General features: G+C 66.3%; 15 protein-coding genes. 4 read left to right on the forward strand and 11 right to left on the reverse strand.

Features of this window, described 5'->3' with window-relative positions; translation table 11 throughout:
• The first annotated feature begins 20 nt into the window (after nt 1-20).
• A complete protein-coding gene (locus tag ACY34H_RS17585) occupies nt 21-590 on the forward strand; it encodes a GNAT family N-acetyltransferase (protein ID WP_464978761.1) in 570 nt (189 codons plus the stop codon).
• Here ACY34H_RS17585 and ACY34H_RS17590 read toward each other — a convergent pair.
• Nucleotides 580-2,133 (reverse strand): methyl-accepting chemotaxis protein, encoded by a 1,554-nt coding sequence (locus ACY34H_RS17590; RefSeq protein WP_464978762.1) that lies wholly within the window; start codon nt 2,131-2,133, stop codon nt 580-582. The two genes, ACY34H_RS17585 and ACY34H_RS17590, sit on opposite strands and share 11 nt — an antisense overlap.
• 224 nt (nt 2,134-2,357) lie before the next feature.
• Between ACY34H_RS17590 and ACY34H_RS17595 the strand changes: the two genes are divergently transcribed.
• Nucleotides 2,358-3,101: a GAF domain-containing protein gene (locus tag ACY34H_RS17595; protein ID WP_464978763.1), complete on the forward strand. Its 744-nt coding sequence runs from the start codon at nt 2,358-2,360 to the stop codon at nt 3,099-3,101.
• Nucleotides 3,102-3,178: 77 nt separating this feature from the next.
• Here the strand turns inward: ACY34H_RS17595 and ACY34H_RS17600 are convergent, their stop codons facing one another.
• The 10 genes from ACY34H_RS17600 to ACY34H_RS17645 all read right to left on the reverse strand — a co-directional run bounded on the left by ACY34H_RS17600 (nt 3,179) and on the right by ACY34H_RS17645 (nt 16,994).
• The gene (locus tag ACY34H_RS17600; RefSeq protein WP_464978764.1) at nt 3,179-6,343 is read right to left on the reverse strand and encodes an efflux RND transporter permease subunit; all 3,165 of its coding nucleotides are present in this window, start codon (nt 6,341-6,343) and stop codon (nt 3,179-3,181) included.
• 25 nt (nt 6,344-6,368) lie between these two features.
• On the reverse strand, nt 6,369-7,565 hold the full coding sequence (locus ACY34H_RS17605) for an efflux RND transporter periplasmic adaptor subunit (protein ID WP_464978765.1): 1,197 nt from the start codon (nt 7,563-7,565) through the stop codon (nt 6,369-6,371).
• Between the two features lie 8 nt (nt 7,566-7,573).
• Nucleotides 7,574-9,010, reverse strand: a complete 1,437-nt coding sequence (locus ACY34H_RS17610) for an efflux transporter outer membrane subunit (RefSeq protein ID WP_464978766.1) — start codon at nt 9,008-9,010, stop codon at nt 7,574-7,576.
• A complete protein-coding gene (locus tag ACY34H_RS17615; protein ID WP_464978767.1) occupies nt 9,007-9,669 on the reverse strand; it encodes a CerR family C-terminal domain-containing protein in 663 nt (220 codons plus the stop codon). Before ACY34H_RS17615 ends, ACY34H_RS17610 begins: the two co-directional genes overlap by 4 nt.
• Nucleotides 9,670-10,161: 492 nt before the next feature.
• Nucleotides 10,162-11,517 (reverse strand): hybrid sensor histidine kinase/response regulator, encoded by a 1,356-nt coding sequence (locus tag ACY34H_RS17620; protein WP_464978768.1) that lies wholly within the window; start codon nt 11,515-11,517, stop codon nt 10,162-10,164.
• An 84-nt stretch (nt 11,518-11,601) separates the two neighbouring features.
• Nucleotides 11,602-12,375, reverse strand: coding sequence for a 2OG-Fe dioxygenase family protein (locus ACY34H_RS17625; protein WP_464978769.1), 774 nt, complete (start codon nt 12,373-12,375; stop codon nt 11,602-11,604).
• 175 nt (nt 12,376-12,550) lie between these two features.
• Complete coding sequence (locus tag ACY34H_RS17630) at nt 12,551-13,042, reverse strand: GyrI-like domain-containing protein (protein WP_464978770.1); 492 nt, start codon at nt 13,040-13,042, stop codon at nt 12,551-12,553.
• 82 nt (nt 13,043-13,124) lie between these two features.
• On the reverse strand, nt 13,125-13,616 hold the full coding sequence (locus tag ACY34H_RS17635; RefSeq protein WP_464978771.1) for a DUF6702 family protein: 492 nt from the start codon (nt 13,614-13,616) through the stop codon (nt 13,125-13,127).
• Nucleotides 13,616-16,177 (reverse strand): M1 family metallopeptidase, encoded by a 2,562-nt coding sequence (locus tag ACY34H_RS17640; RefSeq protein WP_464978772.1) that lies wholly within the window; start codon nt 16,175-16,177, stop codon nt 13,616-13,618. The genes ACY34H_RS17635 and ACY34H_RS17640 overlap by 1 nt, the downstream gene beginning before the upstream one ends.
• Before the next feature lie 355 nt (nt 16,178-16,532).
• The gene (locus ACY34H_RS17645; protein ID WP_464978773.1) at nt 16,533-16,994 is read right to left on the reverse strand and encodes a MarR family winged helix-turn-helix transcriptional regulator; all 462 of its coding nucleotides are present in this window, start codon (nt 16,992-16,994) and stop codon (nt 16,533-16,535) included.
• 133 nt (nt 16,995-17,127) lie between these two features.
• Between ACY34H_RS17645 and ACY34H_RS17650 the strand changes: the two genes are divergently transcribed.
• Both ACY34H_RS17650 and ACY34H_RS17655 read left to right on the forward strand, forming a co-directional pair.
• Complete coding sequence (locus ACY34H_RS17650) at nt 17,128-17,454, forward strand: hypothetical protein (RefSeq protein WP_464978774.1); 327 nt, start codon at nt 17,128-17,130, stop codon at nt 17,452-17,454.
• Nucleotides 17,455-17,625: 171 nt separating this feature from the next.
• Nucleotides 17,626-19,899 (forward strand): CHASE domain-containing sensor histidine kinase, encoded by a 2,274-nt coding sequence (locus ACY34H_RS17655; protein ID WP_464978775.1) that lies wholly within the window; start codon nt 17,626-17,628, stop codon nt 19,897-19,899.
• The last annotated feature ends 176 nt before the right edge of the window (nt 19,900-20,075 follow it).

Genomic DNA, 20,075 nt, shown 5'->3' on the forward strand with positions numbered 1-20,075 from the left:
CCATCGGGTAAGATCGCTGGATGGACTACTACAAGACCTTGACCACCGCCCGCCTGACGCTGCGCCCGCCGCGTCCCGGCGACGAAGCCGACCTGCAGGCCATCCACGGCGATCCCGAAGTCATGCGCTACTTCAGCGAGCCGGCATGGGCCGACCCGGAACGCCCGGCACAGCAGATCGCGAAGGATGCCGCCGCATTCGCGGCGCGCGAGTATTTCCGCTTCGCGATGATCCTCGACGAGACCGGCCGCCAGGTCGGCAACTGCACGCTGCATGCGCTGCACTGGCAGAACCGCCGCGGCGAAGTGGGCTACGCGCTGAACCGCGCGCACTGGGGCATGGGTTACATGAACGAGGCGTTGGCCGCGCTGCTGGAATATGCCTTCGTCGAGATGGACCTGCACCGGCTGGAGGCCGACATCGATCCGCGCAACACCGCGTCCACCGGCGCGCTGGAGCGCCTCGGCTTCCAGCGCGAAGGCCTGCTGCGCGAGCGGTGGATCGTCGGCGGCGAGATCTGCGATTCGGCGCTCTACGGCCTGCTGCGGAGGGAGTGGCAGGAGCGCGCGCCTGGCCGCGTCACGCGCTGACCAGCGGCCGCTTTCCTGCGCTGAGCAGCGGCCGTTCCCGCGCGCCAGCCTGCGCCGGCTCCAGCTGGAAGGTATCGACGACGCCGGCCAGCTGGTCCGCCTGCAGGCGCAGTGCCTGCGCCGCGGCGGCCGCTTCTTCCACCAGCGAGGCGTTTCGCAGCGTCATATCGTCCAGCCGTCCGATTGCCTCGCCAACCGATTCGATGTCGGCCCCCTGGGTGCGGGTTACCTGCGAAATGTCCTGCATGATCGCCGACACGCGGGCGATGCCGTCGACCACTTCCTTCATCGTGCCGCCCGCCGCGCCGACGAGCGCGGTACCGGTATCGACCTTGGCTACCGAATCCTCGATCAGCTGCTTCACTTCCTTGGCCGCGGCCGCGGAGCGATGGGCCAGGTTGCGCACCTCGGTGGCGACGACGGCGAAGCCGCGTCCCTGCTCGCCGGCGCGCGCGGCTTCCACGGCCGCATTCAGCGCCAGGATATTGGTCTGGAACGCGATGCCGTCGATGACGGCGATGATGTCGACGATCTTCTTCGACGACGCGCCGATCAGGTTCATCGTGGCGACGATGCTGTCGACCGCTTCGCCACCCTGGCGCGACACGTCCGACGCCTGCCGCGACAAGTTGCTGGCTTCTTCCGCGTAGCCGGCATTGGTGCGTACCGAGCCGACCAGCTGGCGCATCGACGCCGTCACCTGCGCCAGGGCCTCGGCCTGCGCTTCGGTGCGGTCCGACAGATCGGCATTGCCTTCGGCGATCTCGGCCGACGCCGCGGCAATCGCCACGGTGCCGCTGCGCACGTCCGTCACGATGCCGGCCAGGCCGTCGCGCATCGTGCCCATCGCGTACAGCAGGCTTCGCTCGTGGGCGCGGCCGGTGTCCACCGGGCGATGCAGCTCGCCGCGGGCGATAGCGCGCGCCACGCCGGCGGCGTAGCCGGGCTCGCCGCCCAGCTGGCGCAGCAGGCCGCGCACGATGGCAGTGCCGATCAGCACGCACAGCAGCGCGCTGACCAGGGCCATCGCACCGATCCACCAGCCGGCCGTCTCGGCCTTTTCCGCTGCGGCATCGGTCGCCACGCGGCTGTTGTGCTTCAGCTGGTTCATCAGCACGTCGATGTCGGCCACGATGGTGCGGCGCAGCGGGCTGCATTCTTCCACCAGGAAGATGCCGTACTGCTCCATCTCGCCGGCCGAACGGTACTTGCGCGGACGCTCCAGTTCGCGCGCCATCTGCAGCATTTCGTCGCGCACCTTGATGAACTGCGGGTTGTCGCGCAGCAGCGGTTCGAGCTTGTCCAGTTCCGCCAGGTACAGCGCCTTCTGGCGGTCGAGAATGTCGAGTTCGCGCATGGCCGCGGCACTGTCCTGGAAGATGTAGGCGTTGCGCGCCGCCATGCCGGTCTGCGCCAGGGCTTCGCGCGCCTCCACCAGCGGATCGAACTGCAGGCGCCGCAGGTCGGTGGCATTGTCGAGCGCCGCATCGATCTGGTTGACGCGCGAGATCGAGAACAGCGCGAGGATGGCAGTGAATAACATCACAAGGGCAAAGGATGCGTAGAGCTTTGTGGCAATGCTGGCGTGGCGGAAGGCGGTCATGGCGATTGGCGGCTCGGTTGATTTGATGAATTCGAGCGCAATGATGCCGTTTATGTTTCCGAAGATCAATATAAATTGTTGAATTTGACGGATTGTTGTAAAACTTCGTCAAATTCGTCAAATTTGTCCGAACACCGTATACTGTTGCCCTAAAGGTAGAAATTATGCGCAACGACGACGATCCGATCCTGACCACCACCGCCGCCGCCCGCCTGCTCGGCGTGGCCACCAGCACCGTCCAGATGTGGATGGAAAGCGGCGCCATCGCTTCCTGGAAGACGCCCGGTGGACACCGCCGCACCCGTCTTTCAGCCATCCAGGGCCTGATGGCGGCACCGCCCGGCGAGGCTTCCGCCACCGTCGGCCAGGCGATCGAAGCGGCACTGTCGCCGGTGTCGCGGGCCGAGTTCGCACCGCTTGCGGCACCCGGCTATCCGGTCGGGAGAGATGAGGCGACGCGCCTCGTCGCGCTGTCGGCTTCCGGCCTGATCGACACGCCGCCCGAGGCGCGCTTCGACCGCATCGTGCGGCTGGCCGCGCAGGTGACGGGATCGCCGATCGCGCTAATGTCGCTGCTCACATCCACCCGGCAGTGGTTCAAGGCGCGCGTGGGGCTGGAGGCCCAGGAAACGCCGCGCGAATGGGCATTCTGTTCGCATGCCATCCTGGCGGGTGAATCATTTGTCGTGGAAGACGCGGCGGCCGATCCCCGCTTTCGCGACAACCCGCTGGTGCAGGGCGATCCGAAGATCCGCTTCTATGCGGGAGTGCCGCTGCGCGACCGCGCCGGCCAGGCGCTCGGCACGCTGTGCGTGATCGACCGCGAACCGCGCAAGCTGCGCGGCGCCGAACTGCAGGCGCTGACCGACCTGGCCGACATCGCCTCTGAAGAATTCGGCAAAAAATAAGCCCAAAGCAAAACTGGGGACGTACCCCTGTTTAGAAGAAATTTCCTCTAAACAGGGGTACGTCCCCGGTTTTTGGCTCAGTGACCGCCGGCCTTGCCGGGCTCGGCTGCCTGCGGCAGGTTGGCCGCTTCGCCATGCGGCGGCTGGCCGTGCGCGTGGTCCTTGTGGCGCAGCTTGCGCACCATGCGGGCGATCCAGTGCTCGAGGTCGTCCACGTACGTAAACACGGCCGGTACTACCAGCAGGCTCAGCAGGGTAGACGTGATCAGCCCGCCGATCACCGTGATCGCCATCGGCGCGCGGAAACTCGGGTCGGCGCCCAGGCCCAGCGCCAGCGGCATCATGCCGGCGCCCATCGCGATCGTCGTCATCAGGATCGGGCGGCTGCGCTTGTGGCAGGCATCGACCAGCGCCTCGGTGCGCGACATGCCGGCATCGCGCGCAAGGATCGCGTAGTCGACCAGCAGGATCGAGTTCTTCGTCACGATCCCCATCAGCATGATCAGGCCGATCATCGACGGCATCGACAGCGCATTGCCGGTGATGAGCAGCAGCACGATGGCGCCGCCGATCGACAGGGGCAGGGCGGCCAGGATTGTCATCGGCTGCATGAAGTCCTTGAACAGCAGTACCAGCACGCCGTAGATGCACAGCACGCCGATCGCCATCGCGATGCCGAAGCTGGCGAACAGCGAGGCCATTTCCTGCGCGTCGCCCAGTTCGGCGATGCGTACGTTCGGCGGCAGGTTGGCCAGCGCCGGCAGCTGGCGCGCCTCGGCGTTCAGCTCGCCCAGTGAACGGCTGCCCAGTTCCACGTCCAGCGTCACGTTGCGGCTGCGGTTCAGGCGGTCGATCTGGGCCGGGCCCGATTCCATCGTGATCGTCGCCACATTGGCCAGCAGCACGGGGCCGTTCCGGCCCGGCACGGTCAGGCGGCCGATGGCGTCGAGGTCGGCGCGCACGGTGTCCGGCAGCTTGACCCGGATCGGCACCTGCCGCTCGGGCAGGTTCATCTTCGTCAGGTCGAAGTCGTAGTCGCCGGCGGTGGCCACGCGCACCGTTTCGCCGATCGACGCGGCCGTCACGCCCAGGTCGGCGGCGCGGGCGAAGTCGGGCCGCACGATGATCTCCGGCCGCACCAGCGAGGCCGACGACGTGACGTTGCCGATGCCGGACAGGGTGCGCAGCTCGCGTTCGGCGCGGCGCGCGGCGGCGATCAGCGCATCCGGGTCTTCCGATTGCAGCACCAGCTGCATCTTCACGCCGGTATCCGGCGGGCCGACGGTGAAGCGCGCGCCGGCGATGCCAGCCAGCTGGCGGCGCAGCAGCGAATCAATCTCCGGCATCGTTTCATCGCGGTCGGTGCGGTGCACCGTGGTGATCGTCAGCACGGCGCGGCGTGCCTCGGCCGCGGCGCCGGGCGCGAACGCGTCGCCGGATGAGCCGCCGCCGACGGAACTGAATACGCCCGTCACGCCGGGCACCCGCATCGCCGCCTGGCGCGCCTGCTCGGCCACCTCGCGCGTCTGCGCCAGCGTGGAGCCGGGTGGCAGTTCGGCGTTGACCTGCGTCTGCGCGCGGTCGGCAGGCGGCACGAAGCCGGTCGGCAGCAGGCCCACCAGCATGATCGAACAGGCGAAGAAGATCGCCGAGGCCAGCGCGGTGAACAGGCGGTGCTTCAGGCACCACTTCATGGTGCGCATGTAGCGCGACATGATCGGACCGTCTTCCTCCACGTGACCCGGGTGCTTGGGCTTGTGCGGCTTGAGGAGGTAGGCCGCCATCATCGGCGTCAGCAGCCGTGCCACCACCAGCGATGCCAGCACCGCCAGCACGGCGGTCCAGCCGAACTGCTTGAAGAACTTGCCGGGGATGCCGCCCATGAACGCGGTCGGCAGGAACACCGCCACCAGCGCGAACGTGGTGGCGATCACCGCCATGCCGATCTCGTCGGCCGCTTCCAGCGCCGCCTGCATCGGCGTCTTGCCCATCTGCAGGTGGCGCTCGATGTTCTCGATCTCAACGATCGCATCGTCGACCAGCACCCCGACCACGAGCGCCAGCGACAGCAGCGTCACCGTGTTCAGCGTATAGCCGAACCAGTAGATGCCGAGGAAGGCGGGCAGCACGGACAAGGGCAGCGCCGCCGATGCCACCAGCGTGGCACGCCAGTCGCGCAGGAACCAGAACACCACGATCACGGCCAGGATCGCGCCTTCGTACAGCAGTTCCATCGAGCCTTCGAAGTTTTCCTCGACCGGCGCGGCATTGTCGATGACCTGCTTCAGTTCCAGGTTCGGATGATCCTTGCGCAATTGTTCGACGGCTTCGCGCACGCCGTCGGCCACCGCGGTTTCGCTGGCGCCCTTGGTGCGGAATACCTCGAAGGCCACCACCGGCTTGCCATCCTGCGTGGCGATAGCGCGCGGTTCGGCGATCGTGTCGGTCACCTTGGCTATCTGGTCCAGGCGGATATGGCGGCCATCGCCCAGCGGAATGTCCATGCGCGCCAGTTCCTGGGCCGACTGCACGGTGCCGATGGTGCGCACCGACTGCTCGGCGCCGGACACGTCGCCGCGGCCGCCCGGCGCTTCGCGCTGTACCAGCCGCAATTGGCGCGACACATCGAGCGCCGAGACACGCAATGCGGCCATCCGGGCATCGTCCAGCTCGACCCGGATCTCGCGGTCCACGCCGCCCACGCGGTTGACGGAACCGACACCCGGGACCGTCAGCAGCCGCTTCGCGACCGTGTTGTCGACGAACCACGACAGGTCGGCATCGTCGACCGGCGTGGTGCCGGGTTTGTTGACGGCGACGTACGTCGTGATCACCCGGCCGGCGGTGGACACCTTGCTGACGACGGGTTCGCGCAGTTCGGCCGGCATGTCGGCGCGCACCTGCGAGACCGCGTCGCGCACTTCGTTGACGCCGTCCGAGATGTTCTTCTCGAGGATGAACTCGACAGTGATCGTGGCCACGCCGTCGAGCACCTTGGTGTAGATGTTCTTCACGCCTTGCAGCGTGGCGACGGAGTCCTCGATCTTGCGCGCGACCTCGGTTTCCAGCTGGGCCGGCGCGGCGCCCGGCAGCGAAGCGCTGACGGTCACGATCGGCAGTTCGATGTCGGGAAAATCCTGCACCGGGTTGGCCTTGTAGGCCATCAGGCCGGCCAGCGTGAGCAGCACGAAGAGCATGATCGCCGGAATCGGATTCCGGATCGACAGGGCGGAAAAATTCATCGCATGTCCTTAACTTTACTTCGCTTCACTTTGCCGCCGCCGACGTTGCCCGCGCCGCCGCCGTTGCCTGGCCTGCATTGGCCACCCGGACCAGGTCGCCGTCGTTCAGGAAGCCGGCGCCGCTCAGCACCACCGGCATGTCGGCCTTCACGCCGGACAGGATCTCGATCCGTTCGCCCATGCGCCGCCCGGTCTGCACCTTCAGCTGGCTGACGCGCGAATCGGCGTTCAGGCGGAAGACATACGGGAAGCCGTCGCGCACCACCACGGCCGGCTGCGGCAGGGTCAGCGCGTTCGAGCTACCCAGTTCGAAATGGCCGCTGGCGAACATGCCGGCCTTGAACGGCGCATTGCTGCGCGTATCCGGCGGCAGGTCGACGTACACCAGCGCCGAGCGGGTCTGCGGGTCGATGGTCGGCGCGATCATGCGGACCTTGCCTTGCAGTTCGCTGCCGTTGGCCGCCTTCACGGTGGCGGTGGAACCGACGCGGATGTTCTTCAGCTCCGCTGCCGTCACCTCGGCGCGCCATTCGAGGCGGCCCTGGCGGATCATGCGGAACAGTTCCGTGCCGGTGCCCACCACCGAGCCCACCGTGGCGCTGCGCGCCGAGATCACGCCGCTGTCGGGCGCGACCACCTGCGTGTATTTCAGCCGCAGCTGCTGCGAGGCCAGGGCCGCGCGGGCCGATTCGATGCGCGCATTGGCGGTCTGCTCGGCCGTCAGGTATTGCGACACCTGCTGTTCGGACAGCGCGCCCGAGGCCTGCACCGCGCGCGCCCGCTTCGCATTGGCCTGCGCCTCGGCGGCATTGGCCTGTGCCTCGGCCAGCGCGGCCTTCGCCTGCGCCACGTCGGCATTCACGGTGTCGGCCGAGAACACGGCCAGCACCTGGCCCTTCTTGACGACGTCGCCCACGTTGACGCGTACTTCCGTCAGCCGCAGGCCGTTCGATTCGCTGCCCAGCGAGGCTTCCTGCCATGCCGCCACGTTGCCGTTCGCGGTGAGGCGCAGCGGCAGGGTGGCCGATTGCGGCCGCGTGGTGGACACGGTCAGCGCGGGCGTGGCCGCCGGTTTCTTTTCATCCGCCGCGGTGGAGGAGGGGCTGTACAGCGCGACGCCGGCGGTACCCACGGCAATCGCGGCCAGCAGGACCAGCGCGAGCGGCTTTTTGCCCGCTTGTTTACCCGGTTGTTTGCTCGACGTTGTCTTTGGATTTTTCATCGTTTTGTTCATGGATTGCTCGCGGTGGAAATCACGGAGGTGTTCGGGTTATCGCGGTTCCAGCCGCCGCCGGCGGCACGGTACAGCGCGATCCAGGCGGCGCTGCGTTCGCGCTGCACGGCGATCATTGCGTTTTCGGCGGCGAGGCGCGTGCGGCGCGAATCCTCCAGCTGCAGCAGGCTGCCCATGCCGTTCCGGTACAGGTCCTCGGCGGCCGCGAACGAGGCCCGGTAACCTTCCAGCGCGGCCTGCGCCTGCACGGTGCGCTGGTCGGTCCCCTGCAGGTTGACGAGTGCCTGCTCGACTTCGCTGACGGCTTGCCGCACGCTGCCGCGGTAGGTCGTCACGGCCGCTTCGTAGCGCTCCTGCGCCGCCTCGACCGAGGCGCGGCGCCGGCCGGCATCGAAGATGGGCAGCGTCATCTGCACCGGGCCGACGGTCCACGTGTTCGCCGTCACGCTTTCTCCGGCGGCGTGGATCTGGCCGCGGCCGATCGAACCGGCAATGCTCAGCCGCGGGTAGCGCTGGGCACGCGCGCCGGCCACCTCGAAGCTGGCGGCGGCGACTTCGCGCTCGGCGTTGAACACGTCCGGCCGCTGGGCCAGCGTCTGTGCCGGCAACGTGTCGATGGCGATGCCGCGGGCCGGCGACAGTTCGGCCGTGCCGGCTGCGAGCCGGCTGCGCAGCTCCGGCTCGGCAATGGCGGTCAGCGCGACCAGCGTCTTCACGTCCACCTCGCACTGGGCACGCTGGGCGATTTCGCGGTTGGCGCCATCCGCCGCGCTGGCGCGGGCCAGCGCCAGGCTGGCCGGTGCCTCGAAGCCCGCCTGCGCGGTCAGCTCCGTCAGCCGCGCGGTATCGGCGCGCGAAGCGGCATCCTGCCGCGCCACGTCCAGCAGTTTTTCACACGCGCGGAACTGGTAATAGGTGTTCGCGGTATCGGCTGCCACGGAAACGCGGGCATCGTGCCAGCCCGCCTGCGCGCCTTCGTAGCGGGCCTGCGCCGCATCGCGCGCCGCGCGGTTGGCGCCGAAGATGTCGAGCTCCCACGATGCCTGCAGGTAGCCCTGCGAGGTGGTATTGCTGGGCAGGTCGGCGCTCTGCTGGCTGGCGCGGGTGGAGGTCAGCGCCGCGTCGACCGCGGGGGCCAGCGCCGCGCCGGCGGCTACGCGCCCTTCGCGGGCCTGGGCCAGGCGGCTGCGCGCCGCGGCCACGGTGGGGCTCGCGGCCTGCGCCGCCGCCACCAGGTCCGCCAGCAGCGGGTCGCCCTGGCTACGCCACCAGCCGGACAGGCCGTCGACCGTGCCGCCGTGCGGCAGCGGTGCGTGCCATTGCGCCGGCCCTGCCGGGTCCACCGCTGCCGGCGGGCCGGACAGCGCGCAGCCGCCCAGCGCCAGCGCGACCGCCAGTGCCATCGTCAACTTCATCATCGGTGCTGCCTTCATGCTGCTCCTTTCCTTCTCTTTTCCTGTTCGGCGGTGACGATCGCCTCGGCGTAATCGACCAGCCGCGGCAGCCATTCCTGCAGCGCCCCCGGCCCGGCCATCAGTTGCGGCGTGACGGCGGCCACGATGTCCTGCGAGATCATCAGGTGCGCGCCCAGCGCGGCCACGGCGTGGACCAGCCGGCGTACTTCGTCGTCCACCGGCACGCCCAGGTGGCGCGCCAGCACGGCGGCCATGGCCTCGAATTCAGGGCGGATGCCGTTGTCGATCTCGTTTTGCCAGATGCCGGTGGGTTCCAGCACCTCGCGCAGCCACATGCGCAGCCGCAACTGGGCCACGTCGTCCTCCATCAGCGGCGCGAGCATCTGCGTGTAATAGCCGTGCAGAACCTGGCGCAGCGTGAAACCGGGCTGGTCGAACTGGGCGATGTTCTTTTCCGGCGGCGGCATGAAGTCCGTCAGCGCCGCGCGGTACAGGCCCGCCTTGTCGCCGAAGTAATAGGCGATCGCCGCGACGTTGGCGCCGGCGGCCAGCGCGATCTCGCGCGTCGAGGTGGCATTGAATCCCTGCGTGGCGAACAGGCGCATCGCTGCCTGCTGCAGGCGCTCGCGCGACTGTTCCCCATCGGACCGGGTCTTTCGGGTTGTTTTTTCTGACATGCCCCGATTAAAGCATAGATTTAAAACGTTTGATATAAGTAAGTCGTTTGTTTAAGGTCTGGAGGCGCAGGCACCTGGAAATGGGCTTTCCCCGGGCCGACGCACGGCGGTAGCGAACGAACGCCTGTTGTAATTGTCTTTTAAGCAAATTCGCGGGCAAAAAAATGCCCGCGAGCCAGAGGCTGCGGGCGAGGTCCAATTGTTCGGAGAACGCTTGGAGGAGACGGTTTAACTATATCGCGGTTTATGTTGCGCTGCAATACCGTAAAACTACCGTGCGCGCGCCAGCTCTACAACGGAAGCGTTTCCACCGGTAATGTGCACTGCAACAAAATTTGGCTTTGGAGCGTCATGGCGAATATCGCCCAGCGCTTTTCGACATTGGCCAAGCGATCTTCAGCTGAGTAAAAAGCTTGGGCCCGAGACAGGCGCGACAGTGCTCTCCGCAAAAATATTTTGCGGTTGCGTAAAACATACGCGACTATCGAAAGGTCAGCTGCCGCGTTTCAGCTGCAGCGTGAACGTGCTGCCGTGGCCGAATTCGCTGTGGAAGAACAATGTCCCGCCGAGAACGTTGGCAAGGTTCTGGCACAGGTAGAGGCCGAGGCCGGCGCCCTCGGCATGGCGGGTGGATGTGGAGTCGAGTTGCGAGAATGCCTGGAACAGCTTGGCCTGGTCTTCCTCGCGGATGCCGGCGCCGGTATCGGCGACGGAAAATTCGGTGGCTGCGGCGCCATCGTCGAGCGTGCGGCGCGCCAGCGTCACGCGCACGGCACCCTTCTCGGTGAACTTGATCGCATTGTTGGCCAGGTTGATCAGGATTTGCGCCAGCGCGCGGCGGTCGGTGTCGAGCGTGATCGGCTGTTCGTCCAGCACGACGTCGAGTTCCAGCCCCTTCTGCGCGGCAAGCGGGCGCAGCGTTTCCGCCACTTCGCGCACCAGGTCCTGGCATTGCACCCGCTCGATGGCCAGCGTGACCTTGCCGGCCTCGATCTTCGCCACGTCGAGGATGTCGTTGATCAGCGAGAGCAGGTGGCGCGCCGAGCCGCGAATGGTGTTCAGCTGTTTCTCCTGCTCGTCCGTCAACGGGCCCGGCAGCTTCATCAGCAGTGCGCCGGTAAAGCCGATGATGGCGTTCAGCGGCGTGCGCAGCTCATGCGACATATTGGCGATGAACGCCGATTTCATCCGGCTCGCCTCGCCCAGTTCGACGTTCTTCAGCGCGATCTCGCGGTTGATCGTTTCCAGCTGGCCGGCATGGTGGGCCAGGCGCATGTTCAGCTCGATCACCTGCCGCTCGCGCGCCTGCAGCTCGCTGTTGACCTGCACTGCCTGCTCATAGGTGGAAATCAGCAGGTCGAGGATCTGCTGGCGCTCGGCATTGATGAAGTGCTTCTGCTCGCCCAGGTAGAGGGCAATGCCCACCTCCATGTTCTGGTCCTTGCGCAGCTTCTGGTTGACCAGCATGTGGCCGATGCGGTTCAGCAGGTAATCTTCGGCGTAGGGCTTGCGGATGAAGTTGTCGGCCCCGCATTCGATGCCGCGGATGATGTCCTTCGGGTCGTTCAGCGAGGTGACGAGGATGACGGGGATGTCGCGCATTGCCGGATCGGCCTTGATGGCGCGGCACAGTTCATAGCCATCCATCTCCGGCATCACGATATCGGACAGCACCAGGTGCGGCTTGCGCGCGGCGATCGCTTCCAGCGCCAGCCGGCCGTTGGCGGCCACCCGCGCCTTGTAGCGGACCGACTGGATCAGGCGCCGCAGGCGCTCGGCCTGCGTCGGGCTGTCCTCGACGATCAGGATCTCGATTTCATCTGGTTCGATTTCGTAGGTGGAATCCACGCGCCTGCCCTGAGCTTTCATCGGGTTATACCATTTTCGACTATAAATGAATTGCGGACGCCGCGGCGCCCGCGCGTAGGGGTACTACTGGCCGGCCGCGGATTTTTCGTCCTGCAGTGCAGCCTCTTTCTCGCCCTGGAAGCCGCCGGCGCGGTAGGTGATCACCAGCGTATCGCGGTGGCCGTGCGCGCCCACCGGCTGGATCGGCGTCGATTCATGGATCACGGTCGCATCGTCGAGCAGCAGCATGGTCCACGGCTCGGTCATCGTGAAGCGCTTGCCGTTCGGCCCATCCGCCTCGAAGATGCGGGTCTCGCCCCCCTTGATGCCATGCCGGCCGACGAGGATCACGGCCACGTAGTCGACGCCGTCGCGGTGCGCGCCTTCCGGCGTGGGCCGGCCGATGCCGTCGGCCGTGTCGATGCGGAACTGATGGGCTTCCACGTACCATGCCGGCTCGCTGCGCACGCTGGAGAACAGCCGGCCCAGCGCTGTCAGCAGACCCTGCCAGCCTGGCGCCGCTACCGTTTCCGGCAGCACGGGTTCGAACATCCGGTGCATGCCGCCATGGAGCGCGTTGTACTCCACGCTTTGCCAGTGCGCGCGATGCGCGGTCTGCGCCAGTTCCCCTTCCTGCTGCATGTTCTGCACGAAGCAGGAATGGCGGCGGCGCCGGTAGCGGCCGCCGTCCTTCAGGTAATTGTCCAGCGCCAGGCTATCCCAGGCCGGCGCCAGCGCGTCGAGCTGCGCCAGCGGCGTGCCGCACAGTGCCGCCACGTCGGCGGGCGCCAGCAGCGCCCAGCCCTGCGTGCGCAGCGCTTGCGTGACGTGATCGAGGGATGTGAACTCCGGCGTCATGGCGGGCCTTCGATTGAATTAAAGATATTGTCGTATTGTACGACTTCAATCGGAAATGTGTCAGGGGAGCAATTCAGAAGTTACCGATCCGCAGGTTCGGGTGCTGGAATGCCAGCGGTATGGTGTCATCGGGACGGCCAGGCTGAATGGTGTCGCCCCGACATTTGGGTGGCTTTCAGTCGGCCAGCTTGAACAGCAGCGTAGTCTTGAGCTTGGCCGGATCGGGCTCGATTGAGGGGTTATTGTCTAGAACCTCGAGGCGGCAAGCGAATTTCTCTCCGTCAGGAGTTTCGTGACAGTCCCACTTCACTCCCTTTTCCTTGGCCCAGCCGACAAGCATTGCAGTGACATCCATCAGGTCTGCATAGGATCCTGTATAGGTGAGGCTGACATAGCGACCGGCGGGCAGTTCGCCCTCGATCAGCCGCCCTGATGTTGGTATGGCCGCGTCGGTGGTCATGCCAACCTCGATCTCGAGGCGGGGCATGTCGATCAGATTGTATTTGATGAACTCCATTCCGTTCGGCTCTGCGCCGGCACGCGAGAAGGCCGAGAAAAGCTCATCGAAAGCTGGATCCATCTCATTGTCAAACGGGATGGAAACGGGAAGGCGGACGGCGACGTAGCGTTGGGCGGTCCGGTGGATGATTCGAGGAATGGTAAGCATCGGGTAATCTCCAGTTGTGTATCCAGTCGTCTATATAGACGGACAGCTGTTCCGGAAATCGACATAAGTGCCGTTTTATAATTCAAGGCAGCCGCTGCTCTTCCTTTGCCGCGGTAAACGTCAGCGTGGCGGCGGCGCGTCCGGCGCTGCCGCCGACGTTGACGGTATTGAGCTGCGTGGGCAGCAGGTCCGTCAGCACGCCGTTCCTCAGCACCGCGCCCGCCGGCAGCGCGGTTTTCTCGAGTTGCTGGTACACGGTGATCGTGTCGGCGCTGGCCTTGATGCCCACCCATTGCAGCGGCACGCGCCGGCCGTTCACGGTCAGCACGAAGCGCCGGTCCAGGTAGCGCCGCAAGGCTTGCTGGTCTTCTTCCAGGCCCAGGTCGAACTGGCGGCCGTGCAGTTTCGCCAGGAGGGCTTCCACGTCGTGCGCGGTGTAGGTGTGCACGATCTCCGTGTTGCCGGTATCGGCGTTGTAGCCGATGTCCGCCAGGCCCATGTGGTAGTTATGGGCCGCGGCGGCGCCGCAGAGCAGTGCCGCCGCGAGGGCGGCCTTCCTGAGCCAGTGCAGCATTATTTCCGCGGCTCCGGCAGCTGGCCCTGCGGCTGATCCTGCGGCTGACCCTGAGGCTGACTCTGAGGCTGACCCTGGGGCTGGACCTGCACCGCTGGCTGCAGCTGCTGCGTTTCCGCCTGCTGCTTGGCCGCGGCGCCGTTGACCGGCGTGGCGGAGCCGTCAGGCTTCGCTTCGGCCTTTTCCTTCTCGTCGCCCTTCAGCGGCGCATTGAAGTCCTTCATCATGTCGTTCGGCTTGCGCTCCATCTTGAACAGTTCCAGGCGCGAAGGCGCGGCCTTGCGCGGCCAGGCATTGTTGCTGGTGTCGATGTCGGCGGTTTCCCAGTACGGGTCCTGCGACAGCGACGTCATCGGTTCATCCGTCACCAGCAGCTTGGTCACTTTCTTCGGCGAGTAGCGCCACACTTCGGCCGGCACGCGCTCGATGTACTTCTTGCCCGACTTCAGCGTGACTTCGAGGATCAGCGGCATGACCAGGCCGCCCTTGTTGGTGAAGTCGACCAGGTAGATGTATTTGCCCTGCTTCAGCAGGTCCTTCTGCCACGGCTCCAGCCCCTCCATCGTTTCCCGATACTTGTTGCGGTCGGCGTTGGTGACGGTGAACTGGTCATGCTCGTTGTAGAAGTCCTTCAGCTCCGGGTGGCGGTCGATGCGGCGCTCCATGCCTTCGTTGCGCTGGTCGGTGATCGACACGGGTTCCTCGGCCTTGCGGGCGCGCGCCCACGCCTTCTCGATTTCCGGGTCCTTGGTGCTGATGTTGAACTCGGTGATGTTGTCCAGGCTGATGTCGACCGCATCGGTGGTGTAGAACCAGCCGCGCCAGAACCAGTCGAGGTCCGTGCCGGACGCGTCTTCCATGGTGCGGAAGAAGTCGGCCGGCGTCGGGCGTTTGAACTTCCAGCGGCGCGCATATTCGCGGAACGCATGGTCGAACAGTTCGCGGCCGAGGATGGTCTCGCGCAGGATGTTCAGCGCGGTGGCCGGCTTGGCGTAGGCGTTGTTGCCGAACTGGAGCACCGATTCCGAGTTCGTCATGATCGGCACCTGATTGGCCGAGCGCATGTAGGCGGTGATGTCGCGCGGGTCGCCGCGGCCGATCGGGAAGTCCTTCTCCCACGCCTGCACGGCCAGGTATTCGACGAACGAGTTCAGGCCCTCATCCATCCAGGTCCACTGGCGCTCGTCCGAATTGACGATCATCGGGAAGTAGTTATGGCCCACTTCATGGATGATCACCGCGATCAGGCCATATTTGGTGCGCTGGGAATACGTCAGTTCGCCGGTCTTCTTGTCCTTCGTCGGGCGCGGGCCGTTGAACGAGATCATCGGGTATTCCATGCCGCCCACCGGGCCGTTCACGGAAATGGCGATCGGGTACGGGTAGTCGAAGCTGTACTTGTTGTACTGCTCGATCGTGTGGATGATCGACGGCGTGGAATAGCGTTCCCACAGCGGGTTGCCTTCCTTCGGGTAGTACGACATGGCCAGCACGTTGGTGCCGTCCTTTTTATAGCCCTGCGCATCCCAGATGAACTTGCGCGACGAGGCAAACGCGAAATCGCGCACGTTCTTCGCCTTGAAGTGCCAGGTCTTGGTGGCCTTGCTGACATTTTTTTCCGCCGCTTCCGCTTCCGCCTGCGTGACGATCAGCACCGGCTTGCTTGCCGTGCGCGCCTTCGCCAGGCGGTCGCGCTGCGCCGCCGTCAGCACGTCGCCCGGGTTCTGCAGCTCGCCGGTCGAGGCCACGATGTGGTCGGCCGGCACGGTGATCTTCACGTCGTAATCGCCGAATTCCAGCGTGAATTCGCCGGAGCCGAGGAACTGCTTGTGCTGCCAGCCCGCCACGTCGTAGTACGCGGCCATGCGCGGGAACCACTGGGCGATCTCGAACAGCGCGTTCTTGTCTTCCTCGAAGTATTCGTAGCCGGAGCGGCCGCCGAGCACCTTCTGCTCGTTGATCTTGTACGACCAGTCGATGCCGAAGCTCACCTTGTCGCCCGGCTTCAGCGGCGAGGGCAGGTCGATGCGCATCATGGTGCCGTTGACCACATATTTCAGCGGCGCGCCGCCGGCGGTGCGGATGTTCGACAGCTTGAAGCCGCCGTCGAACTCGCGGCCCGTCAGCACGTTGCGCAGGCCTTCGAACTTGGCACCGCCTTCCTCTCCCTGCGGCTTCATCCATGCTTCGCGCGATGGTGCCGTCTGTACCCGCCGCGCATCCGAATCGGACTTGTAGATATTCTGGTCCAGCTGCAGCCACAGGTAGGTGAGCGTATCGGGCGAGTTGTTGTGGTAGGTGACCTGTTCGGTACCCGAGATCGAGCGGTTCGCCTCGTCCAGCGTGGCGCGGATCGTGTAGTCGGCGCGCTGCTGCCAGTACTGGTGGCCGGGCGCACCGGAAGCGGTGCGGTACGGTGTCGCGGTGGGCAGCAGCTCGTCGAGCTGGCGGAATTTGTCGTCGAACTTGCCGGCAGGCGGCTCGGCGGCGGTGGCGGAGGCAGCCAGGCCGAGTACGAGGCTGGCGGCAATGACAGTAGTGACGGTACGCAGGCGCTTCATTGATACCCCAGGGCAGTGAGGGTGCCGCGCCGTGCCGGGTCTGGCCGGGCGGTACTCCTTCGTGTTTTTGTGGAAACAGCCGGGGTATTCTAAGCGCGCTCGTCAGTTCATGCTGGCAGCGCGTTTGTAACAAGCCTGAAACATTACCGGAAACAAAACCCATGCGGGAAGAAGCCGGACGACCAGGCCGGACGTCCGGACCGGACAGCGCTGCCGCGGAACCGCGCCGCTGGCGGGCCGGGAAGCGGACGTCCGCTGTCCGGAGGGTCTCGGACGAGCCAGGGCCGCGTCCCGGCCGGGCTCAGGACCGGGGCAGGTAGACGCCGCGGCCGTGTCGCATTGCCGCGACGCCCGCTCAGCTCGCGTCGGCGAGGCTGGAGCGCAGTGAATCGAGGCGCGCCTTCAGATCCTTCACCTGGTCGAGGCTGCACTGGCTGGCCGCCAGCACGCAGGCGGGGATTTCCTTCGCCCCTTCGCGCAGCGCATCGCCCTTCGGCGTCAGCGCGATGATGACCTGGCGCTCGTCGTTCACGCAGCGCGTGCGCGTGATCAGCTCGGCCTGCTCCATCCGCTTCAGCAGCGGCGTCAGCGTGGCCGAGTCGAGGAACAGCTTGTCGCCGAGCTCGCTCACGGTCTGCTCGTTCCGTTCCCACAGCACCATCATCACCAGGTACTGCGAATACGTGAGGTCGAGCTTGCGCAGCAACTTGCGGTACAGCTTGTTCATTGCCAGCGAGCTGGAGTACAGCGCAAAGCACAGCTGGTCGTCGAGTTGCGGAACGTGCGGGGGGAAGGGCGGAGGGGTCTGCGTTTTCATGCCTCCAGTATAGATAGCGTGCGATCTAATTGCAACCTACTTTTGAGCGGACGAATGTGCTTGCAAGCGGCCGCCGATGCGGCTATGGTGTTTGGGCCCGTCTTTCCCCCGTTGGCGGGCCAGGAGGCTCACAATGAATCGTGCAAGCAACCGTGCAGAATCGCGAGGAGACTCGCACTATGCGCAGCCGTCCGAACAGCGGCTCGACGCTGCCCACTTGTATCTCGTTCAACTCGACCCGCAGACCGTGGTCGATGGGGTGCGTCATGACGACACCTATCTCGCGGATGAAATCCGTACCTGCGGCACCATGCGTGAAATCTGTCCCGTCTGTGCCGAGGGCCATCTGCAGCTGGTATTGCGACAGAAGAGCGTGCGGGTGCCGCACCTGTTCTGCCTGGAATGCACGCGCTGCTTTGGCGCCTTTCTCGCAGACGGCACTCCCGCGCTGATCGAGTAAATTCCGAGTAATACAATCAGGCGCCCGGCATTACCCGTTTTCCGGCAGGGCGCCGCCTTTCCGCTGTTTTCATGCCGCCGGGTGCCGGCTTTCGCTGTCCCGGCGCGGCCTTTTCGCCTCTTACCCCATGCTATAGTCGCTTGCAGGAGATAAGCACAAGCAAGGGATGCGATGCGTGCACACGGTTACCTGGCCTTCGCCGTCGGGATCTGCCTGACCGCATGGGCGTGCCTGTTCGCGATGGCAACCCAGGACCGGCAGATCGCGGACCGCTTCGGCCATGACGGGAGCAAGGTGGCGCGCGACACCGAGGCGCGCCTGAAGACCTACTTCGACACGCTGCTGGCGATCCGCGCCACGTTCGCCGTGCACGGCTCCGTCAGCCGCGGCGACTTCCACCGCTATGTCAACGAACTGCACCTGGCCGACCGCTATCCGGGCTTCCAGGCGATCCAGTGGGTGCCGCGCGTGCCGGAGGGCGAACTGGCCCGGCACATCGCCGCCGTGCGCGCCGATACGGGCGTCGAGCCGGGCGGGTATCCCGGCTACCGCGTGCACCCCACGATCGTGCACGGCGAACATTTCCCGGTGACCTACAACGAACCGATGGCCGGCAACGAGAACGCCTTCGGCCTCGACCTGGCCGCGTTGCCGACCCACCTGCGCGCGCTGGAACTGGGGCGCGATACCGGCGAAGTGGTGGCCACCGAACGCATCACGCTGGTGCAGGATGCCAGCGGCCAGCCCGGCTTCATCGCCCGCCTGCCGGTCTACCGCAAGAACGCCCCGCTGGCCACGCTGGAGCAGCGCCGCGCGGCACTGGTGGGCTTCGTGGCGATCGTGTTCCGTGTTGCCGACCTGATGCGCGAAGTGCTCGATCCGCAGATCCTGGGCCATCTGCATGTGGTGATCCACGATACCGGCTACATGCTGGACGAGGCCCGGCCCGTGCCGGCGATCGATGGCCTGCTGTTCGACAGCGCGGGCAAGCTGGGCGGCCGGCGCGAAGCGCGCGCCACCGTGCCGGGACTGGCGTCGCAGGCGGTGCTGAACGTGGGCCAGCGCCGCTGGCTGGTCCAGGTGGCGGGCTACGATGGCCTGCGCTACGGACGCGACCGCGGCACGATCTGGCTGATCGGCGGCTGCGGCTTCTTCATCAGCGCGCTGATCGGCACGCTGCTCGTGACACTGCAGCGGCGCCGCGCGCTGGCGCACACGCTGCGCGCCGCACTGGAAGAGCAGGGCGCGCTGCAGGACAGTGCCGTGGTCGGCATCGGCCTGTTTTCCGATGACCGCATCGTGCGCTGCAACCGTGGCCTGGAAGAAATGCTGGGCTATCCGCAGGGCGCCCTGGCGGGCCGCCCGACGGCCGCGCTGCTGCAAGGGCCGGAGGGGCCGGAGGGGCTGGAGGGGCCGAACCCCTTTGTGTGCGGCACCACGGGCCAGCGCATGCACCGCGAGCTGGAACTGGCGCGGCGCGACGGCGGTACCATGTGGTGCATCGTCAACGGGCGCATGCTGGACCGGCAGGCACCCGACAAGGGATGCGTATGGGTGCTGTGCGACATCAGCGACCGGCGCCGCACCGAGGCCGCGCTGGCGCAGCAGAAGGCCCAGGTGGAACAGGCGCATCGCGAACTCTCCGAGGTGCTGGACCGGCTGCGCCAGGCGCAGGACACGCTGCTCACGTCCGAGAAGATGGCCTCGCTGGGCGCGCTGGTGGCAGGCATCGCGCACGAGCTCAATACGCCGATCGGCAACAGCCTGCTGACGGCCACCGCGCTGGCCGACATGGTCGCGGAGTTCCGGCGCCAGCTGGAAGGCCCGGGCATCCGCCGCTCGGCGCTGGAAGCGCACCTCGACGATGCGAAGACCGCCTGCGGCATCATCGCCGGTTCGCTCGGCAGGGCCGCCGAGCTGATCGCCTCGTTCAAGCAGGTGGCGGTGGACCAGGCATCCGACCAGCGGCGCCGCTTCCACCTGGCCGGCGTGGTGCGCGATACGCTGGCGACCTTCGCGGCGCAACTGCGCCGCGCCGGCTGCGAGGCGCGGGTGGACGTGCCGGACACGCTCGACTTCGACTCCTACCCGGGCAGCGTCAGCCAGGTGCTCAGCAACCTGATCAACAATGCCCTGCTGCATGCCTTCGATGGCCGCCCGCAAGGCACGATCACGATCGCGGCCCGCCCGCTGGACGACGGCATGGCCGAGCTGCGCTTTAGCGATGACGGCGTGGGCATGAGCGGGCGTACGCTGCACCAGATCTACGATCCGTTCTTCACCACCAAGATGGGGCAGGGCGGTTCCGGGCTGGGCATGAACATCGTCTACAACATCGTGACGGGTGTACTGAAAGGCGGCATCCGCGTGGAATCCGCGCCGGGCAGCGGCACCGCGGTGGTGATCACGCTGCCGCGTACCGTCCCGAGCGCCGCCGCCGCGTGAGCGGCAACGCACCGCTTTCGCGCAGCCGCCGAACGCACTTTGTTTGCCGCCCTGCGCCGCGATCGCGCATGACGGTCCCGACTGGTGCGTGACTGCACCATCGCATGGCGCAATGTGCCAATGCCGTGCAACCGCATGCATGAGTACCGCCCGCGGCGGCGTGCCGGGCGGCGGCA

It is taken from the genome of Pseudoduganella sp. jia 9 (assembly GCF_055502615.1).